Here is a 16,218-nt window from a genome sequence, read left to right as displayed (position 1 = left end):
TACCGATTCTCCATTCCCGATTCCCGATTCCCGGCTCTACCGAGTCCCGTACAGCACCACGGTCTTGCCGCGCGCATGCAGCAGGCCGTCGGCCTGCAGCTTCTTCAGCACGCGGCCGGCCATCTCGCGCGAGCAGCCGACCAGCCGCGCCAGTTCCTGGCGCGACACCCGCAGCTGGGTGCCCTGCGGATGGCTCATCGCCTCGGGCTCGCGCGCCAGGTCGTGCAGCGTGCGCACGATGCGGTCGGTGACGTCGAGGAAGGCCAGCCGGCTGGCCTTGCGGCTGGTGGTCAGCAGGCGCTTGGACAGCTGCACGCCCAGCGCGTACAGCACCTTGGGCGCATCCGGCGACAGCGGGCCCAGGAACAGCTGCTGCAACCGCTCGTAGCTGATTTCGGCCAGTTCGCAGGGCGTGCGCGTGCGCAGGATCACCTCGCGGTGGCTGGATTCGATGAAAAGCCCCATCTCGCCGACGAACTCGCCGTTGCCGTAGTAGCCCAGCACCAGCTCGCGATCCTCGTCCTCCTCGGCGATGATGCTGACCGAGCCGCTGACCACGTAGTACAGGGTTCCGGCCGCATCGCCCGGCCTGAATACGTCCGCGCGTGCCGGATAGCGGCGGCGATGGCTGTGAAGAAGGAAACGGTCGATGGTCGCTGCGTCCAATGCCAGCGAGCCGTCGGGCGCACGCGCGATGGATACGATTTTGTTGGTTGCTGGAATCATGGCGATTTCACGACCGAATTGGCGAAGCTTAACGAGAGTGTCCAGTGTCGGCAAATTGACGCCGTGGCAGCTATGCGTAGTGCCCGGCATGCCCCATAATTGCTCATTTCCCATCTCCCCCAGAGGACAGACCGCCGTGGTCAAGCCTTTGCCTCGCCTGAGGTTGCAGGGTTTCAACAACCTCACCAAGGCGCTGAGCTTCAACATCTACGACGTCTGTTACGCGCGCACCGAAGAGGAGCGCCAACGCTACATCGAGTATATCGATGAGCAGTACGACGCGGACCGGTTGACCCAGATCCTGACGGATGTGGCCGAGATCATCGGCGCCAACATCCTCAACATCGCGCGCCAGGACTACGACCCGCAGGGCGCGTCGGTGACGATCCTGATCTCCGAGGAACCGGTGATCGACAAGAAGCAGGCCGGCAAGGAGCTGATCTCCGACGCCGTGGTCGCGCACATGGACAAGAGCCACATCACCGTCCATACCTATCCGGAGACCCATCCGCAGGAGGGCATCGCCACCTTCCGCGCGGACATCGACGTGGCCACCTGCGGCGTGATCTCGCCGCTGAAGGCGCTGAACTACCTGATCGAGAGTCTCGAGTCGGACATCGTGATCATGGACTACCGCGTGCGCGGCTTCACCCGCGACGTGAAGGGCAAGAAGCACTTCATCGACCACAAGATCAACTCGATCCAGAACTTCCTGGCCAAGAACATCAAGTCGCGCTACGAGATGTTCGACGTCAACGTCTACCAGGAGAACATCTTCCACACGAAGATGCACCTGAAGGACTTCGACCTGGACCAGTACCTGTTCGAGGAGAAGGCCAAGAACCTGTCCTTCAAGGAACGCATGAAGATCGAGGCGCTGCTCAAGCGCGAGATCGAGGAGCTGTTCCACGGGCGCAACCTCTCCGAGTAGAGGCTGGCCGTCCGCGCGGACGGCATGACAGACAGAGGCGGGACGGCCCGCCACGCGGCGCAAGCCGTGGACGAAAGCCGACGGCGGCCCGGTGTGCAGACACCGGGCCGTCTTTTTTTCATCCGCCAATGAGGAGGAGTGCCATGCACTGGATATTTCTGTTGCTCGCCGGCCTGTTCGAGATCGGCTTCGCGCTGGGGCTCAAGTACAGCGAAGGCTTCACCCGGCTGTGGCCGAGCGTGCTCACGGTGGCGCTGGCCGGTGTCAGCCTGTGGCTGCTGACGCAGGCGCTCAAGGCCATCCCGGTGGGCACCGGCTACGCGATCTGGACCGGCATCGGCGCGCTGGGCGTGGCGCTGGCCGGCATCGTGCTGTTCGGCGACAGCGCCTCGCCGGCGCGGCTGCTGTGCATCGGCCTGATCGTCGCCGGCGTGATCGGCCTGAAGCTGGTCTCGGCCTGACGCGCCGCTGCTTTCCGTAGGGGCGGCTTCGGTCGCGATGGGGCTTTCCCGATGTACCGGCCGGCCCTGTGGAGGTGCTTCGGTCCCGACGGGCCTTACTTGCAAAGCCCCATCGCGACCGAAGTCGCTCCTACGAAATCGCTCCTACGAAGTGCCGGGGATCGCTCAGAGCCGGTAGGCGATCGTCTTCATCAGCTTCGAGGCCAGTGCCATCGCCGACGGGATCGGCGGCGGCAGGATGCGTGCGCCGGCCTGCTCGGCGTGGTTCGCGTGCCGCGCCTCGTCGGCCTTCATGACGGTCAGGATCCGGCGGCTGCGCAGGTCGGCGGCGGGCAGGGTCTGCAGGTGCTCGTCCAGGTGCGCTTCCACCTGGCGCTCGGTCTCCACCACGAAGCCCAGGTTCCAGCCGTCGCCGCGCAGCCCGGCCAGGGTGCCCAGCGCATAGCTGCCGGCATACCAGAGCGGGTTGAACAGGCTGGGCCGGCTGTCCAGCTCGCGCAGGCGCTCGGCGCACCAGGCCAGGTGGTCGGTTTCCTCCTGGGCCGCCTCCAGCAGGTGCCGCCGGGTGCCGGGGTCGCGCGCCACCGATGCCTGGCCGAAGTACAGTCCTTGCGCGCAGACCTCGCCGACATGGTTGATGCGCATCAGCCCGGCGGCGTGGCGGCGCTCGCCCGCCTCCAGTTCCACCTCGGGCGTGCCGTCGGCCGGGTAGGCGCGCTCGGCCGGCGGGTTGCCGAATACCGTGTCCAGCGCGCGCTGGGCCTCGACCAGCAGCTGGTCGAGCGGGGTGTTCTGTCGCGGCAGGGCCATGGCGGGTTCGCAAGTCATCGTCGGTGCCCGGATTCTGTCGCGCCGCCGCCGCGCTGCCAAGCCGGGCGGGCCGGGGCCAGGCGCCCCTGGTCAGGGGGCGGTTTGCAACCGCCGCGCCAGGCCGTTACAATCCCGCTTCTTTGTTTCATTTCACAACGCGTGGCAAAGTTCCGCCAGGGTGTCCTGCGGAATCCGCCCGACCATCCAGAGCCATAAGATGACTACCTTTACTGCCAAGTCCGAGACCGTCCAGCGCGACTGGTACCTCGTCGACGCCGCCGGCAAGACGCTCGGCCGCCTCTCCAGCGAACTGGCCCGCCGCCTGCGCGGCAAGCACAAGCCGGTCTACACCCCCCACGTCGACACCGGTGATTACCTGGTGGTCATCAACGCCGAGAAGATCGCGGTGACCGGCAACAAGCTGGCCGACAAGAAGTACCACCGCTTCACCGGCTACATCGGCAACCTCAAGACCGAGTCCCTGGCCCAGGCGCTGGAGCGCCACCCGGAGCGCGTCATCGAGATCGCGGTCAAGGGCATGCTGCCGAAGGGCCCGCTGGGCCGCGCCATGTACCGCAAGCTCAAGGTCTACAAGGGTGCCGAGCACCCGCACGCCGCCCAGCAGCCGCAAGTCCTGGATATCTAAATCATGGCCATCACACAAAACTACGGCACCGGCCGTCGCAAGTCCTCCACCGCCCGCGTGTTCCTGCGCAAGGGCACCGGCAGCATCACCGTCAACGACCGTCCGCTGGACGAGTTCTTCGGCCGTGAGACCGCGCGCATGATCGTGCGCCAGCCGCTGGAGCTGACCAACAACACCGAGAGCTTCGACATCAAGGTCACCGCCGCCGGCGGCGGCACCACCGGCCAGGCCGGTGCGATCCGCCTGGGCATCGCCCGCGCCCTGGTCGAGTACGACGAGACGCTGAAGACCGAGCTGCGCAAGGCCGGCTTCATGACCCGCGACGCCCGCGAGGTCGAGCGCAAGAAGGTCGGCCTGCACAAGGCCCGCCGCGCGACCCAGTTCTCCAAGCGCTGATCCATCGGCGTCCTGGTCCCGGGCGAGGCATCGCCCGGATGGACTGGAAACACGAGAGCCCGGCCTTGGCCGGGCTCTCGTCGTTCCGGACGCGCGATGTGGCTTCTGGAGTATTCCTGTAGGAGCGACTTCAGTCGCGAGGGCCTTGCCGGTAGAGCCCCATCGCGACTGAAGTCGCTCCTACAGGGAGAAAGAGCGGCATTGCCCACAGCGACGAACACAAGCCACAAAGAAAAGGCCCGATCTTTCGATCGGGCCTTTTCTTTGTGTTTGGCTGCCCCGGATGGATTCGAACCACCGAATGCCTGAGTCAGAGTCAGGTGCCTTACCACTTGGCGACGGGGCAATGCTGTAGCGGACTGCAATTATCGCATGGAGTTCGTGCGAAACGCCATGGTGGCTATGGGTGGACTCGAACCACCGACCCCAGCATTATGAGTGCTGTGCTCTAACCGGCTGAGCTACATAGCCTAGGGAACCGCCAATTCTCACGATCTCGGCTTGCCCTGTCAACGATTTTCTGCGGAGCTTGTGACCCAGGCCAGGCCATGGCAGAGTCGGTGCCAGTAGAATTTTCAGGAGTCCGCATCGTGATCGATCCGGACGGCTACCGACCGAATGTAGGCATCGTGCTGATGCGACCGGACGGCCAAGTGTTCTGGGCGCGCCGTGTGCGCCGGGACGGTTGGCAGTTCCCGCAGGGCGGCATGAATACCGACGAAACCCCGGTCGAGGCCATGTACCGCGAGCTGCAGGAAGAGACCGGGCTGCTGCCCGAGCACGTCGAAGTGCTCGGCGCCACGCCGGGCTGGCTGCGCTATCGCCTGCCGAGCCGCGCCATCCGCCGCAACGAGCGCCAGGTCTGCATCGGCCAGAAGCAGGTCTGGTTCCTGCTGCGGCTGGTGGGCGACGAGTCGCATGTCCAGCTGGACCGGACCGATACGCCGGAGTTCGATCACTGGCGCTGGGTCGATTTCTGGTACCCGGTGGAGCACGTGGTGGTGTTCAAGCGCGGCGTCTATGCCAGGGCCCTGCGCCACCTGGCGCCGCTGGCGCGCAGCATCGCCGGGGCCGGGATCCAGGCGATGCCGCTGCCGGCGCAGCAGGCGTGGCTGCCGGGCAACGGCGGGGCCGGCCACGACCGACCGCGCAAGCGCCCGCGGCGGCACCCGGGCGGTCGCTCCTTCCGCAACGGCAGCGATTGACTGAGTTTGACAACCATTCTCAGTTGAGATTGAATGGCGTCCGGCCCGATTCGGGCCGATACCCGCCATATCGCCTTGTACGTCTGCATCTGCAACGGGGTCACCGACCAGCACATCGAAGATGCCGCCATGAACGGCTGCCAGAGCGTTGCCGAGCTGACGATGCGCACCGGCTGCGGCTCCAACTGCGGCTCGTGCCTGGACATGGCGGCGGGGTTGCTGGAGCGGGCGCGGGCCACGCGCGAACTGCCGCTGCCGGTGCTGGGCCTGGCCACCGCCGCCTGACGCCGGGCCCGCGATGCCGGCCGCGCCCGCGGCGGACTTCGATGCATACGATTCGCGTTCCTTCACGCTGGGCCGGGAACGGCTAGATTTGCGCCTTTCACCCCACCGGAAACACGGCGATGAAGGGCGACACCAAGGTCATCGAATACCTCAACCGGGCGCTCTACAACGAGCTGACCTCCATCAACCAGTACTTCCTGCACGCCAAGATGCTCAAGAACTGGGGGCTGAAGGAGCTGGCCGAGCACGAGTACAAGGAATCGATCGAGGAGATGAAGCATGCGGACCGGCTGGCCGACCGTATCCTGTTCCTCGAGGGGCTGCCTAACTTCCAGGCGCTGGGCAAGCTGCGCATCGGCGAGAACCCGCGCGAGATGCTGCGCTGCGACCTGGCGCTGGAGCACGAGGGCGTGGCGCTGCTGCGCGAGGCGGTGGCCTACGCGGACTCGGTCAACGACTACGTCAGCCGCCAGCTGCTGGTGTCCATCCTCGATTCGGAAGAGGAACACATCGACTGGCTGGAGACCCAGCTGGACCTGATCGAGCGCATCGGCGAGCCGAACTACCTGCTCACGAAGCTGGAAGACTGATTCACTGCGCCAGCGCGTCCTCGCCGCTGCGCAACTGCGCGCGGTAGCCCGCCAGCGCCACCCGGGTGCGGGCGAACTCGGCGATGACCAGGGCCACGGCCACGGCCGGCAACCGCAGCGAGCCGTCGCGCGCGCCGGCCTCGATGCGCGCGGCCACGGCCGACAGCGACGATGCGCCGACGTTGGCGCTGGACGACTTGAGCGTATGCGCCGCATCGGCCATGCGCGCCATGTCGCCGCTGGCGGCGCCCTGCTGCAGCTCGCCCATGAGCAGCGGCGCATCGCTCAGGAACAGGCCGAGGATCGCCTGCACGTCGTCGCCGGCGAACCGGCGCAGTTCGTCCAGCACCTCGCCGTCGAGCACGGGCAGGTGGGACGGCGCGGAAAGGCCGCCGTGTCCGTCGGCAGGCGGCGGCACCGCTGGCGGAGGCGCCAGTGCGGCCGGCACCGTTGTCGTTGCCGCCTGCGGGGCTCGCGGTGCCTGCGTTGCGGCCTCGGCGTGGTCCAGCCAGCGTTGCAGGCAGTCGTGCAGGCGCCGGCGCGAGAGCGGCTTGGACAGGTAGTCGTCCATGCCGGCCTGCAGGCAGCGGCCGCGGTCCTCGGCCATGGCGTTGGCGGTCATCGCCACGATCGGCAGGCGCCGGCGTCCGGCTTCGGCGGCCTCGCGCTCGCGCCACCTGCGGCTGGCGGCGTAGCCGTCCAGTACCGGCATCCGGCAGTCCATCAGCACCAGGTCGTAGTCGTGCCCGGCCATGCGGGCCAGCGCCTGTTCGCCGTCGCCGGCGCTGTCGGCGTCGTAGCCGAGCGAGTCCAGCAGGCGCGTGGCCACGGCCAGGTTGACCGGGTTGTCCTCCACCAGCAGCAGGCGATGCGGTTGGCGGGCGGGGGCCGGCTCGGGCATCTCGCCGGCATCCGGACCGGTCGCTTCGGCCGCGGCCGGCGCGGCGGGCAGCAGCAGCTGCCGCAGGGCGCTGTCGGCGTGCCTGGGCAGTAGCTCGACGCCGCCGCCGAGCAGTTCGGCGGGAAGGTCGACCGTGCCGTGCAGCCAGATCAGCTGGATGTGCCGGTAGGCCGGGGTCTTGGCCAGTACCCGCTGCAGTGCCGCCGCGTTGGCGTGCAACTCGTCGAGGTAGGCGACGATGGCGTCGAAGGGGCGATCGGCGTCCGCGCCGTTGGCCGCGCGCAGCCGCGTCAGCGCCTCGTGGTGGCCGGCGACCGCTTCCAGTTCGACCGGCCAGTGCCGGGCCAGCAGCTCCAGGCGCTGGCGCAGCTGCGTGTCGGCGCAGACCAGCAGGACGTGGCGCGGGGCGTCCGCCGCGGCCGCCTGCAGGTCGCCGGCGACCTTGAACAGCGGGATCTCGATCCAGAACGTGGCGCCGTGGCCGGGACGCGACTGCAGGCCGATGCGGCCGTGCATCAGGTCGACGATGCGCTTGCAGATCGCCAGCCCCAGCCCGGTGCCGCCGTACAGGCGGGTGGTGGACGCGTCGGCCTGGGTGAAGGCCTGGAACAGGCGCGCCTGCTGCGGCTCGTCGATGCCGATGCCGGTGTCGCTGACCTCGAAGCGCAGCTGGTGGCTGTTGCCGTTCCCGCCCAGCCGCCGCACCTTCACCTCGACGGCGCCCTGCGCGGTGAACTTGATCGCGTTGGAGATCAGGTTGCCCAGCACCTGCCGCAGCCGTACCGGATCGCCGCGCACCGCCAGCCGCACCGCCGGATCGATCTCCAGGGCCAGGCGCAGGCCCTTTTCCTGGGCGCTGCGGCGCATCAGCTGCAGCATGCCTTCGAGCAGTTCGCGCAGGTTGAAGCTGGTGATCTCCAGCTCGACCTTGTCGGCCTCGAGCTTTGAATAGTCGAGGATGTCGTCGACGATGCGCAGCAGCTGCAGCGAGCTGTCGCTGGCCATGCGCATCATCTCGCGCTGGTCCGCGCCCAGGGTGCCGCGCGAGACCAGTTCCAGCATCGGCACGATGCCGTTGAGCGGGGTGCGGATCTCGTGGCTCATCGTGGCCAGGAACTCACCCTTGGCCATCGCTGCCGCCTCGGCCACCTGCTTGGCCTGCAGCAGCTGCCGCTCCAGTTCGTCGTGCTGCCGCAGCGCCTGCTGCAGGCGCTCGCGCTCGGCCAGCAGGCCGTCGGCACGGGCGTGCAGCGATGCAAGCTCGCCACGGTCGCGGCCGGCGCTGCGCGCGGCGACCACGCTTGCGACCAGGGCCAGGCCCGCGCAGGCGAGCGCGATGCCGGCGCCCGGCTGCGAGGCCAGGAGCGGGGCCAGCGCCGCCATCGCGGCCAGTGCCGCGACGGCGGCGATCCAGGGGGCGGCATGGCCGATGCGGCGCGTGGCCGGGCCGGTGCCGCCGGCGCTCGAATGCCGGGCCTGCACGTGCTCGCGACCAACATCGCCTTGCGTTGCAGGCCGCTGGCCGCGCGCATGAGCGGCATTGGAATGCCGTCGCGCCACTAGACGATCGCGTTCTTGAAGTCGAAATCGAGGTCCCGGCTCACCGACTGCACCAGGTTGCCCTGGATGAAATCGACGCCGCCCCCCCACATCGCCGCGGCGGCCTGCGCGTCCTCGATCTGCTGGCCGATCACCTGCAGGCCGGCGCGGTGGGCGCCGTCGATCAGCGCGCGCAGTTCCTCGCGCAGAGCCTCGTCGCCATGGCTGGCGGCGAAGCGGCCGGCCACGCGCAGGTAGCGCAGCGGCAGCAGGCCGGGCAGGGCTTCGGCCTCGGGGCCGGGCTCGAACCGGCTCAGGCAGAACTGCACGCCGGCCGGCGCCAGCTGCTCGCAGAAGCGCTGCACAGCGAGGGTGTGGATCAGCGCATCGTCCAGGCGCAGGTCGATGACCAGCGCCGCGCCGGCGAGGCGGCGGCGCTCCAGGTTGGCCAGCAGCCAGTCGGCGAACGGCTGCCGCGCCAGCGTGCGCGGCGACTGCGAGACGAACAGGCGCAGCGGCGGGGTGGCGTGGCGGTAGCGGTCCAGCAGCTCCAGCGCGTGCTCGAGCACCTGCTGGTCGAGGTCGGCGATGCGCCCGGCGGCCTCGGCGGCCGGCACCACCTGGCCGGCCGACAGCAGCGTGCCGTCGGCGCGGCGCAGGCGCAGCAGCACCTGGTACTGCGCGCAGTCGCTGCCGGCGACGGCGACGATCGGCTGGTAGGCCGGCTCCAGCTGGCCTTCGACCATCGCCAGGGTGTCGGCCTCGGCCTCGGCGGCGCTGAAGCCGTGGACGCCGTCGCGCTGCAGCCGCGCCTGCAGTGCGGCGCGTTCGACCGCCTCCAGGGCGCTGCCGGCATCGCCGAAGCCGGCGTCCAGCGGCGCATGGCCGATCGTGCTGCGCAGATGGACCGGCTCGTCGTCGCGCGCCAGGCACGGCTGCGCGGAGAGTCGCCGGGCCAGTTCGCGCGCGCGCGCGGCCAGGTCGGCCTCCGCGCCGCGGGACAGCAGCAGGAAGCTGTTGTCGCCCAGTCGCGCCAGCAGGTCGTCGCCGGCCGCTTCGGACAGGCGCAGGCCGGCCTGCAGCATCAGCCGCTCGAAGGCGGCGTAGCCGTAGCGCTCGCGCAGGCCGAGGGCGCCGGCGATCTCGATGAAGAACAGCCCGCCGGCGGCCCCGGCGGCCAGCGCCGCGTCGAGCTGGCGGTCGAGGTGGCCGCGGCTGGCCAGGCCGGGGGGCTCCGGGGCGCGCGGCAATGCCCCGGGGCCGGGCGGCGGCTGGTCCTGCTGGCGGCTGCGGCGGATGCGGTTGGCCACCGCGGCGATCAGGTGGCGCGGGCGGATCGGCTTGACCAGGAAGTCGTCGGCGCCGCTGTCGAGCACCTCGTACTGGCGCTCGGGGTCCCGGTCGCCCGTGAGGAACACGATCGGCAGCCGCTGCCACTGCCGGTTCTGCCGGATCATCGCGGTCAGGCGCATGCCGTCGGTCTCCGGCAGGTGCAGGTCCATCAGCACCAGGTCGGGGCGATATGCGGCGATGGCCGGCAGCACGCCGTCGGCCCGGGTCAGCACCATCGCCTGCATGCCGGCGCCGTGCAGCACGCTCTGCGCGAACAGGGCCTGCGAGCGGTCGTCCTCGACGATCAGCACGCGGTAGGGGGAATCGTCGGCCGGTGCCGGCGCGGCGGTGGGGCCCGTTCCGGTGGCGTCGCCGTCGCCGGCCGCGATCGTGCCGGCTGGCTGGCTCGGCATCGCCGCAAGGCCGGCCGTGGCGGGCGCTTCGGTGCCGCTCCAGCGGCGCCAATAGCCCGGGGGCGGCGTTTCCGTCTGCGGGTTGCGAATACGTGGTGCGCCGTCGTCGCGCACAGGGCCGGAGGCCAGGTTGGCAGCGGTCATCGTCGATCCCCAGTAGCGGGGACATTATGCGCGCAAGCAGGGCGCGCTTCAGCGCGGCACGGATGGCGCCGGCGGCTCGTGGCGCGGGCCCGGTGCCAGCAGTCGTTTCATGCCGCGCCACAGCACGCGCCACACCCACCACACCAGCACCGCGCCGATCACGCTGGCGCCTATCACCACCGCCAGCGCCAGCCACGGATGCGCCAGTGCCAGCGCCAGTGCGGAGATCACCACGGTGTCCTCGGCGGTGGAGGCGATCCAGTTGCTGGCCGGCTCCGGCGAGGTGTTGAGCAGGGCGCGCGAGCCGGCCTTGAGCACGTGGCTGGTCAGCGCCACGCCGGCACCGGCCGCCAGTGCCCCGGTGCCGAGATCGCCGTCGGGCGAGAGCGTGGCCGCGGCCAGGAACGCGCCGGCCGGGACCCGCGCCAGCGTCTGCAGCAGGTCCCAGGCCGAGTCCACGCCGGGGATCTTGTCGGCGAAGAACTCGGCCACGGCCAGCGCGCCGGAGGTGCCCAGCACCCACCACGACTCGGTGGGCTGCAGCGCCGGCGGCAGGTCCACCCAACCCAGCAGCCCGGCCAGGCCCACCCCGAACACCGTCAGGTACACGCGGATCCCGGCCAGCCAGGCCAGCAGGATGCCGATCACGAAAAGATGGGCTTCGTTCATGAGGCGAGCTTCCGATGCGCAGGGTGAACCGCATCACTATCGGCGATGGCGCGGGCGGGCGCCAGCGGTGGCTTGGCATACTATCGCGCTGCCCGGAGCGACCGCGGCCGGGCAGTGCGCGACCCGATCGGCGGCGAGCGTCAGTTTCCTTCTCCCTTCGGGAGACGGTGCCCCCAGGGGCGGATGAGGGTACGGGCGAGGCCTCGTGTAGTGGAATCGACGACGAGGCTTCGCCCGTACCCTCCAGCCCCCTTTCCCGGCGGGAGATGGGGCTGGTCTGCTGACGCTCGCCGCCGGCCGGATCGCGCAAAGCCGCGTCCAGACCTCGTGCCGGTTCGACAGGAGAGCCCCTTGCACTGCCCCAGTACCCGACCATGAACACGCCGCCTCCTTCGCGCTACCGGATCGTGCCGCAGAACCTGCGCCGCGGCGGCCGCTGGCTGCCCTGGGCCCTTGCCGGCGCCTGGCTGCTGTCGCTGCTGGCGACGTGGATCGGCGCCAGCCGCCTGGCCGCGCCGCGCCTGGCCGCCACCCAGCAGCAACTGGCGCAGGCGCAGGGCCAGGTGGCCGGGCTGCAGCAGCAGGTGGCCGAACTCAAGCAGCAGCAGGTGAACCTGGCGCTGTCGGACCGGATCAGCCGCGCCGCCAACAGCGAGGTGCAGGCCTCGCTGGCCGAGCGCGAGGAGGAGATCGCCAGCCTGCGCGCCGACGTGGCCTTCTACGAGCGGCTGGTGGGGGCCACCGGCCAGCGCAAGGGCCTGAACGTGCATTCGGCCGAGTTCTCGCCCGAGGCCGGCGGCACCTGGCACTACTCCGTGGTGCTGACCCAGAACCTCAACCGCGGCGCGGTCAGCGAGGGGCAGATGCGCTTCACCGTGGAAGGGGTGCATGCCGGGCGGCTGACGACGGTGAGCTGGGACGAGCTGCACCAGCGCACGGGAGTGCCGGGGCAGGCCTATTCGTTCCGCTATTTCCAGCAATTGGACGGCAGCGTGATCCTGCCCAAGGATTTCACCCCGCAACGTGTGCGAGTCTCTCTTGCCGGGGGGACGCCGGTGAATCAGACGTTCGAGTGGAAACTGGCCGGCAACGGCAGCAGAGGGGAATAAGGGGAACAGCTATGTTCGGCAGCAAATCGGGCCGCGGCGGGCAGACCGTGGTCGACACCCTGATCGGGGCGCAGGTGGTGCTCCAGGGCGACCTGGTGTTCAGCGGCGGCCTGTACGTGGAAGGGCGCATCGTCGGCAAGGTGGTGGCCGAGGATGGCGCGGCGGCGACGCTGACGCTGTCCGAGCAGGGCAGCATCGAGGGCGAGGTGCGGGTGCCGGTGGTGGTGATCGACGGCCGCCTGGACGGCGACGTGCATGCCGGCGAGCGGGTCGAGCTGGCGCCCAATGCGCGGGTGCAGGGCAACGTGTACTACCAGGTGGTGGAGATGAGCGCCGGCGCCCAGCTCACCGGACGCCTGATCCACCAGGGCACGCGTGCGGCGCTGCCCTCGCCCGGGACTGCCGAGGACGTGGAGGCGACGCAGGAGGCGGCCGTCGGCGCTTGATTCGGCGCCGCGGCGACCCCATGCTGGGCACATGAGTACGCTCGTCTCCCTGCCCACCGCCGTCGTGCCCGACTACCAGTCGCTGGAGCGGCCGCTGAACTTCACCCAGGCCGCCGCCGCCAAGGTGCGCGAGCTGATCCAGGAAGAGGGCAACGCCGCGCTGGCCCTGCGCGTGTACATCCAGGGCGGCGGCTGTTCCGGTTTCCAGTACGGCTTCGAGTTCGACGAGAACCGGGCCGAGGACGACCTGGCGGTGGATACCGGCGGCGTGACCCTGCTGGTGGATCCGCTGAGCCTGCAGTACCTGATGGGCGCCGAGGTGGACTACAGCGAGGGCCTGACCGGCGCGCAGTTCGTCATCCGCAATCCCAATGCCAAGACCACCTGCGGCTGCGGCAGCAGTTTCAGCGTGTAGGGCGCGCCGCGGCGTGCGGAAGGGCCTGCCAATCGATCGCCGCGGCACAGCGACCCCGTAGGAGCGACTTCAGTCGCGATGGGGGTCTACCGGGCAAGCCTCATCGCGACTGAAGTCGTTCCTACAGGAGGTTGCGAGCTTGCGGCGCGGGCGGGGTTGGGCTCAGGCTAGAGGGATGAATCACCCCGTTTCCGAACTTTCCGGGTTCGCGTTCGCCGCCAACCCGCTGGACCGTGCCGATGCCCTGCGCGACGACGCCGATGCGCTGGCCCGGCTGTGGCCCGGGGCCGGCGTGCTGGTGCTCGATGCCGACGGCAACGCCCTGGCCGATGCCGGCGGCGGCCTGCTGCCGCTGACCGGCGCGCAGCTGGGCGGCGGCCCGGGCGCGGCCATCTTCCTCGGGCTGCAGGAGGGCCGCGCCTGGTTCTGCGTCGATGCCGCCTCGGTGCCGGTGCGGGCGCCGCAGCGGATGGACCTGCGGCGCTCGGCCAGCGAATGGCCGGCGCCGCTGGCGAGCCTGTTCGCCTATGCGCGCGGCATGTCGTACTGGCATGCGCGCACGCGCTACTGCGGCATCTGCGGCGGCACGATCGAGTTCCGCCGCGCCGGCTTCGTCGGCCATTGCGGCGGCTGCGGCAACGAGCACTATCCGCGGGTCGATCCGGCGGTCATCGCCGCCGTCGGCGACGGCGAGCGGCTGCTGCTGGGCCGGCAGCCGGGCTGGGCGCCGCGGCGCTACTCGGTGATCGCCGGCTTCGTCGAACCCGGCGAGGCGCTGGAGCAGACCGTGGTGCGCGAGGTCTTCGAGGAGACGCGGGTGCGCGTGACCGCATGCCGCTACCTGGCGGCGCAGCCGTGGCCGTTCCCCGGTGCGCTGATGCTGGGCTTCAGCGCCGTGGCCCTCCCCGATCCACCGCAGGTGGACGGCGAGCTGGAGGACGCGCGCTGGTTCGGCCGCGAGGACGTGGCCGCCGCCCTGCGCGAGGACGGGCAAGCCGGTTTCCACCTGCCGCCGCCGTTGTCGATCGCGCGTTCGCTGATCGAGCACTGGCACCGGCACGGCGCCGCCTGAGCGATCGGCGCGACGACGCCCGCCCGCGCCGGTCCCGGCGGTGCATGCTCGGCTAGAATCGGGTGTCGGGCCGGACGAAATCCGGGCACCCGGGTCCTTCCCAGGAGGCTTCCATGTTCACCACCTTGCTTGCCGTGATCGCCGTGCTGGTGATCGGCCATGTCGCCCCGGGCGCGGTGGCGTCGCTGCGCCGCTTCGGTTGGTTCGAGGACCTGGTGCGCTGGGTGGACGGGCGCGCCCAGGGGCCGGGCTTCTGGCGCGGGCGCTACGGTGCGGCACTGGTGCTGGTGCCGCCGTTGCTGGCGGTGGCGCTGGTGCAGTGGCTGCTGCGGGGCCCGTGGCTGGGGTTCGCGGCGCTGCTGTTCGCAGTGCTGCTGCTGCTCTACAGCTGGGGCCCGCGCGACCTGGACGTGGACGTGGAGGCGGTCCTCGATGCCGAGGATCCCGCCGCGCGCGCGCAGGCCGTCTCGCGGCTGGCTCATGGCGACGTGCCGCCGGCAAGCGATGCCGCCTCGCTGGTGGAAGCGGTCGCGGTGGGGGCGCTGCGGCGCTGGTTCGCGGTGCTGTTCTGGTTCCTGCTGCTGGGGCCGTGCGGCGCGCTGGGCTACCGGCTGGTCGTGCTGCTGGCGCGCGGCCAGGCCGCGGCGCTGTTGCCGCTGGACAATCGCAGCGGCGTGCGCTGGCTGCTGGCGGCGCTGGAATGGCCGGTGGCGCGGCTGCTGGCGCTGTCGATGGCGCTGGCCGGCAATTTCGACGCGGTGTTCCGGATCTGGCGCGAGGCGGGCGGCAACCGCTGGACCACCGACCACGCCTTCCTCGGCGCGGTGGCGCGGGCCAGCGTCAATGCCGAGCTCGGCGACGAGGCCGCCGAGGAGGCCGCCGCCGGCCTGGTGCCGGTGTACCGCAGCCTGCCCGAACTGCGCGACATGATGAGCCTGGCCTGGCGCATGCTGCTGCTGTGGCTGGCGGTGCTGGCGCTGTTCGTGATCGCCGGCTGGGTCGGGTAGCGCAAGGGATCGCCGGCGCCCGGTCCGGGGCGCGAGTCCCGACGCGGCCGCGCTGGAGAGCCTGGGGGCCTGTGCCCCTCCCGAGAAGAACTAAACCGGTGCGGACGGACGGCAAGGATGTCGGGCAGTAGAGCCCGGGTAAGCGAAGCGCACCCGCGACAGGGACGGCTTGCCGCGATCGTCATCCCGGGTGCGGCCTTCGGGCGTGCCGGGCCACGTTTTATCCCGCTGCTGGACGACCTGGTTGCGACGGTGGGGATCAGCCCGGCGCGAGCAGGGTGAAGGGAAACCACGGCAGGTTGCGCGCCACCCAGTAGCCCGGCAACGCCCACAGCCAGAACCTGGGTTCGGCCACCGCGGCGGCCACCGGCGCGAACCAGCGTGCCCGCCAGCCGGCCTTCCACGCCAGCAGGCCGGGAACGAGCGCCAGGCCGAGCATGGCGGCGGGATTGAACGCGAATGCCTGCGCGAGGTCGCCATGGAGCAGGGCGTGGAGCGCGCGGGTCATGCCGCAACCGGGACAGTACAGGCCGGTTGCGGCATGGAACATGCAGGGCATGAACGGCGAGCCGGGCTGGCTGGGATCGAACCGGTACAGCAGCCCGGCCCCGACGGCGGCCACGGGCGTGGCCGCCAGTGCGATCCAGGGCCAGTACGTCCGCGGTCGCAGCGTCCCGGCGCGCATGTTCAGCCGACTTGCTGCAGCTGCTGGATGGACTCCAGGTAGGCCTGCATCCCGCCCGTGGCCAGCATCACGATGTTGATGATCAGGCCGACGATGGCCAGCGCGGTAGTGACCCAGCACCAGGTCTTGGTGGTGTTGGAGGCGCGGCGGGCGCCTTCCAGGTCGCCCTGGTTGAGCAGGGTGTTGACCTTGGTCGAGAACACGATGGCGACGATGCCGGTGATCAGGGCCGGGCAGCACAGGCAGAACCCGAGGACGGTGGAAATGATCGCCCAGGCCAGGTAGTTCGGTACCGGCTGCGGGACGTTCTGCGATACCGGCGGCGGATTCACCGGGGGGACGGGAGGAACTGCGCTCATGACATCTCCATGGAGGAACGGGTGGGTGGTCCATCGGCGTGCCGAGGACGAGCGCATGCGGACATGGCTGCGGCGCG

At 70.2% G+C, this 16,218-nt stretch carries 19 protein-coding genes and 2 tRNA genes; 12 read left to right on the top strand and 9 right to left on the bottom strand.

Annotated features, from left to right (window positions below; translation table 11 throughout):
• Window positions 1-36: 36 nt before the first annotated feature.
• Complete coding sequence (crp, locus tag LRX76_RS05820; RefSeq protein ID WP_231803011.1) at window positions 37-726, bottom strand: cAMP-activated global transcriptional regulator CRP; 690 nt, start codon at window positions 724-726, stop codon at window positions 37-39.
• Between the two features lie 136 nt (window positions 727-862).
• Here crp and speD point away from each other — a divergent pair, with 136 nt between their 5' ends.
• Together speD and sugE are read left to right on the top strand one after the other, a co-directional pair.
• A complete protein-coding gene (speD, locus tag LRX76_RS05815) occupies window positions 863-1,657 on the top strand; it encodes an adenosylmethionine decarboxylase (RefSeq protein ID WP_231803009.1) in 795 nt (264 codons plus the stop codon).
• Window positions 1,658-1,800: 143 nt separating this feature from the next.
• On the top strand, window positions 1,801-2,118 hold the full coding sequence (gene sugE / locus LRX76_RS05810; protein WP_231803007.1) for a quaternary ammonium compound efflux SMR transporter SugE: 318 nt from the start codon (window positions 1,801-1,803) through the stop codon (window positions 2,116-2,118).
• A 165-nt stretch (window positions 2,119-2,283) separates the two neighbouring features.
• On the opposite strand, the gene coq7 is transcribed toward sugE, so the two are convergent.
• Window positions 2,284-2,928 carry a 2-polyprenyl-3-methyl-6-methoxy-1,4-benzoquinone monooxygenase gene (coq7, locus tag LRX76_RS05805; protein ID WP_231803005.1) on the bottom strand — a complete coding sequence of 215 codons (645 nt, stop codon included), beginning with the start codon at window positions 2,926-2,928 and terminating at the stop codon, window positions 2,284-2,286.
• A gap of 217 nt (window positions 2,929-3,145) precedes the next feature.
• On the opposite strand from coq7, the gene rplM reads away from it, so the two are divergent.
• A complete protein-coding gene (gene rplM, locus LRX76_RS05800) occupies window positions 3,146-3,574 on the top strand; it encodes a 50S ribosomal protein L13 (RefSeq protein ID WP_231803003.1) in 429 nt (142 codons plus the stop codon).
• Between the two features lie 3 nt (window positions 3,575-3,577).
• Window positions 3,578-3,970, top strand: a complete 393-nt coding sequence (rpsI, locus tag LRX76_RS05795) for a 30S ribosomal protein S9 (RefSeq protein WP_231803001.1) — start codon at window positions 3,578-3,580, stop codon at window positions 3,968-3,970.
• Window positions 3,971-4,241: 271 nt separating this feature from the next.
• On the opposite strand, the gene LRX76_RS05790 is transcribed toward rpsI, so the two are convergent.
• Window positions 4,242-4,316: transfer RNA gene (locus LRX76_RS05790), tRNA-Gln, on the bottom strand.
• 48 nt (window positions 4,317-4,364) lie between these two features.
• Window positions 4,365-4,441, bottom strand: a tRNA-Met gene (locus LRX76_RS05785).
• 119 nt (window positions 4,442-4,560) lie between these two features.
• Here LRX76_RS05785 and LRX76_RS05780 point away from each other — a divergent pair.
• The 3 genes from LRX76_RS05780 to bfr all read left to right on the top strand — a co-directional run bounded on the left by LRX76_RS05780 (window position 4,561) and on the right by bfr (window position 6,050).
• Window positions 4,561-5,175, top strand: a complete 615-nt coding sequence (locus LRX76_RS05780) for an RNA pyrophosphohydrolase (RefSeq protein WP_231803000.1) — start codon at window positions 4,561-4,563, stop codon at window positions 5,173-5,175.
• 75 nt (window positions 5,176-5,250) lie between these two features.
• Window positions 5,251-5,460, top strand: coding sequence for a (2Fe-2S)-binding protein (locus LRX76_RS05775; RefSeq protein ID WP_231803363.1), 210 nt, complete (start codon window positions 5,251-5,253; stop codon window positions 5,458-5,460).
• A 119-nt stretch (window positions 5,461-5,579) separates the two neighbouring features.
• Entirely contained in the window at window positions 5,580-6,050 is a 471-nt protein-coding gene (gene bfr / locus LRX76_RS05770) for a bacterioferritin (RefSeq protein WP_231802998.1), read from the top strand.
• 1 nt (window position 6,051) lies between these two features.
• Here the strand turns inward: bfr and LRX76_RS05765 are convergent, their stop codons facing one another.
• Genes LRX76_RS05765 through LRX76_RS05755 form a run of 3 tightly spaced genes read right to left on the bottom strand, consistent with a single transcriptional unit; the run spans window position 6,052 to window position 11,048 of the window.
• Window positions 6,052-8,511 carry an ATP-binding protein gene (locus LRX76_RS05765; protein WP_331716752.1) on the bottom strand — a complete coding sequence of 820 codons (2,460 nt, stop codon included), beginning with the start codon at window positions 8,509-8,511 and terminating at the stop codon, window positions 6,052-6,054.
• A complete protein-coding gene (locus tag LRX76_RS05760; protein ID WP_231802996.1) occupies window positions 8,511-10,379 on the bottom strand; it encodes an EAL domain-containing protein in 1,869 nt (622 codons plus the stop codon). Before LRX76_RS05760 ends, LRX76_RS05765 begins: the two co-directional genes overlap by 1 nt.
• A gap of 48 nt (window positions 10,380-10,427) precedes the next feature.
• A complete protein-coding gene (locus LRX76_RS05755) occupies window positions 10,428-11,048 on the bottom strand; it encodes a DUF4126 domain-containing protein (protein WP_231802994.1) in 621 nt (206 codons plus the stop codon).
• A 374-nt stretch (window positions 11,049-11,422) separates the two neighbouring features.
• Here LRX76_RS05755 and LRX76_RS05750 point away from each other — a divergent pair, with 374 nt between their 5' ends.
• From LRX76_RS05750 to ampE, 5 genes are all read left to right on the top strand, one after another.
• Entirely contained in the window at window positions 11,423-12,157 is a 735-nt protein-coding gene (locus tag LRX76_RS05750) for a DUF6776 family protein (protein WP_231802992.1), read from the top strand.
• Window positions 12,158-12,168: 11 nt separating this feature from the next.
• A complete protein-coding gene (locus tag LRX76_RS05745) occupies window positions 12,169-12,603 on the top strand; it encodes a polymer-forming cytoskeletal protein (RefSeq protein WP_231802990.1) in 435 nt (144 codons plus the stop codon).
• A 31-nt stretch (window positions 12,604-12,634) separates the two neighbouring features.
• Window positions 12,635-13,018 carry an iron-sulfur cluster insertion protein ErpA gene (gene erpA, locus LRX76_RS05740; protein ID WP_231802988.1) on the top strand — a complete coding sequence of 128 codons (384 nt, stop codon included), beginning with the start codon at window positions 12,635-12,637 and terminating at the stop codon, window positions 13,016-13,018.
• Window positions 13,019-13,193: 175 nt separating this feature from the next.
• Entirely contained in the window at window positions 13,194-14,090 is an 897-nt protein-coding gene (nudC, locus tag LRX76_RS05735; protein WP_231802986.1) for an NAD(+) diphosphatase, read from the top strand.
• 113 nt (window positions 14,091-14,203) lie between these two features.
• Entirely contained in the window at window positions 14,204-15,097 is an 894-nt protein-coding gene (ampE, locus tag LRX76_RS05730) for a regulatory signaling modulator protein AmpE (RefSeq protein WP_231802984.1), read from the top strand.
• A 259-nt stretch (window positions 15,098-15,356) separates the two neighbouring features.
• On the opposite strand, the gene LRX76_RS05725 is transcribed toward ampE, so the two are convergent.
• Both LRX76_RS05725 and LRX76_RS05720 read right to left on the bottom strand, forming a co-directional pair.
• Window positions 15,357-15,782 carry a DUF2752 domain-containing protein gene (locus LRX76_RS05725; RefSeq protein ID WP_231802982.1) on the bottom strand — a complete coding sequence of 142 codons (426 nt, stop codon included), beginning with the start codon at window positions 15,780-15,782 and terminating at the stop codon, window positions 15,357-15,359.
• A gap of 2 nt (window positions 15,783-15,784) precedes the next feature.
• Entirely contained in the window at window positions 15,785-16,141 is a 357-nt protein-coding gene (locus LRX76_RS05720; RefSeq protein WP_231802980.1) for a CD225/dispanin family protein, read from the bottom strand.
• Between the last annotated feature and the right edge of the window lie 77 nt (window positions 16,142-16,218).

Source organism: Stenotrophomonas sp. MMGLT7 (assembly GCF_021168555.1).
In the GTDB taxonomy this organism is placed as follows: domain Bacteria; phylum Pseudomonadota; class Gammaproteobacteria; order Xanthomonadales; family Xanthomonadaceae; genus MMGLT7.
The sequence above is the reverse complement of the archived record's forward strand: the minus strand, read 5'-3'. Positions and strand labels throughout refer to the sequence as shown.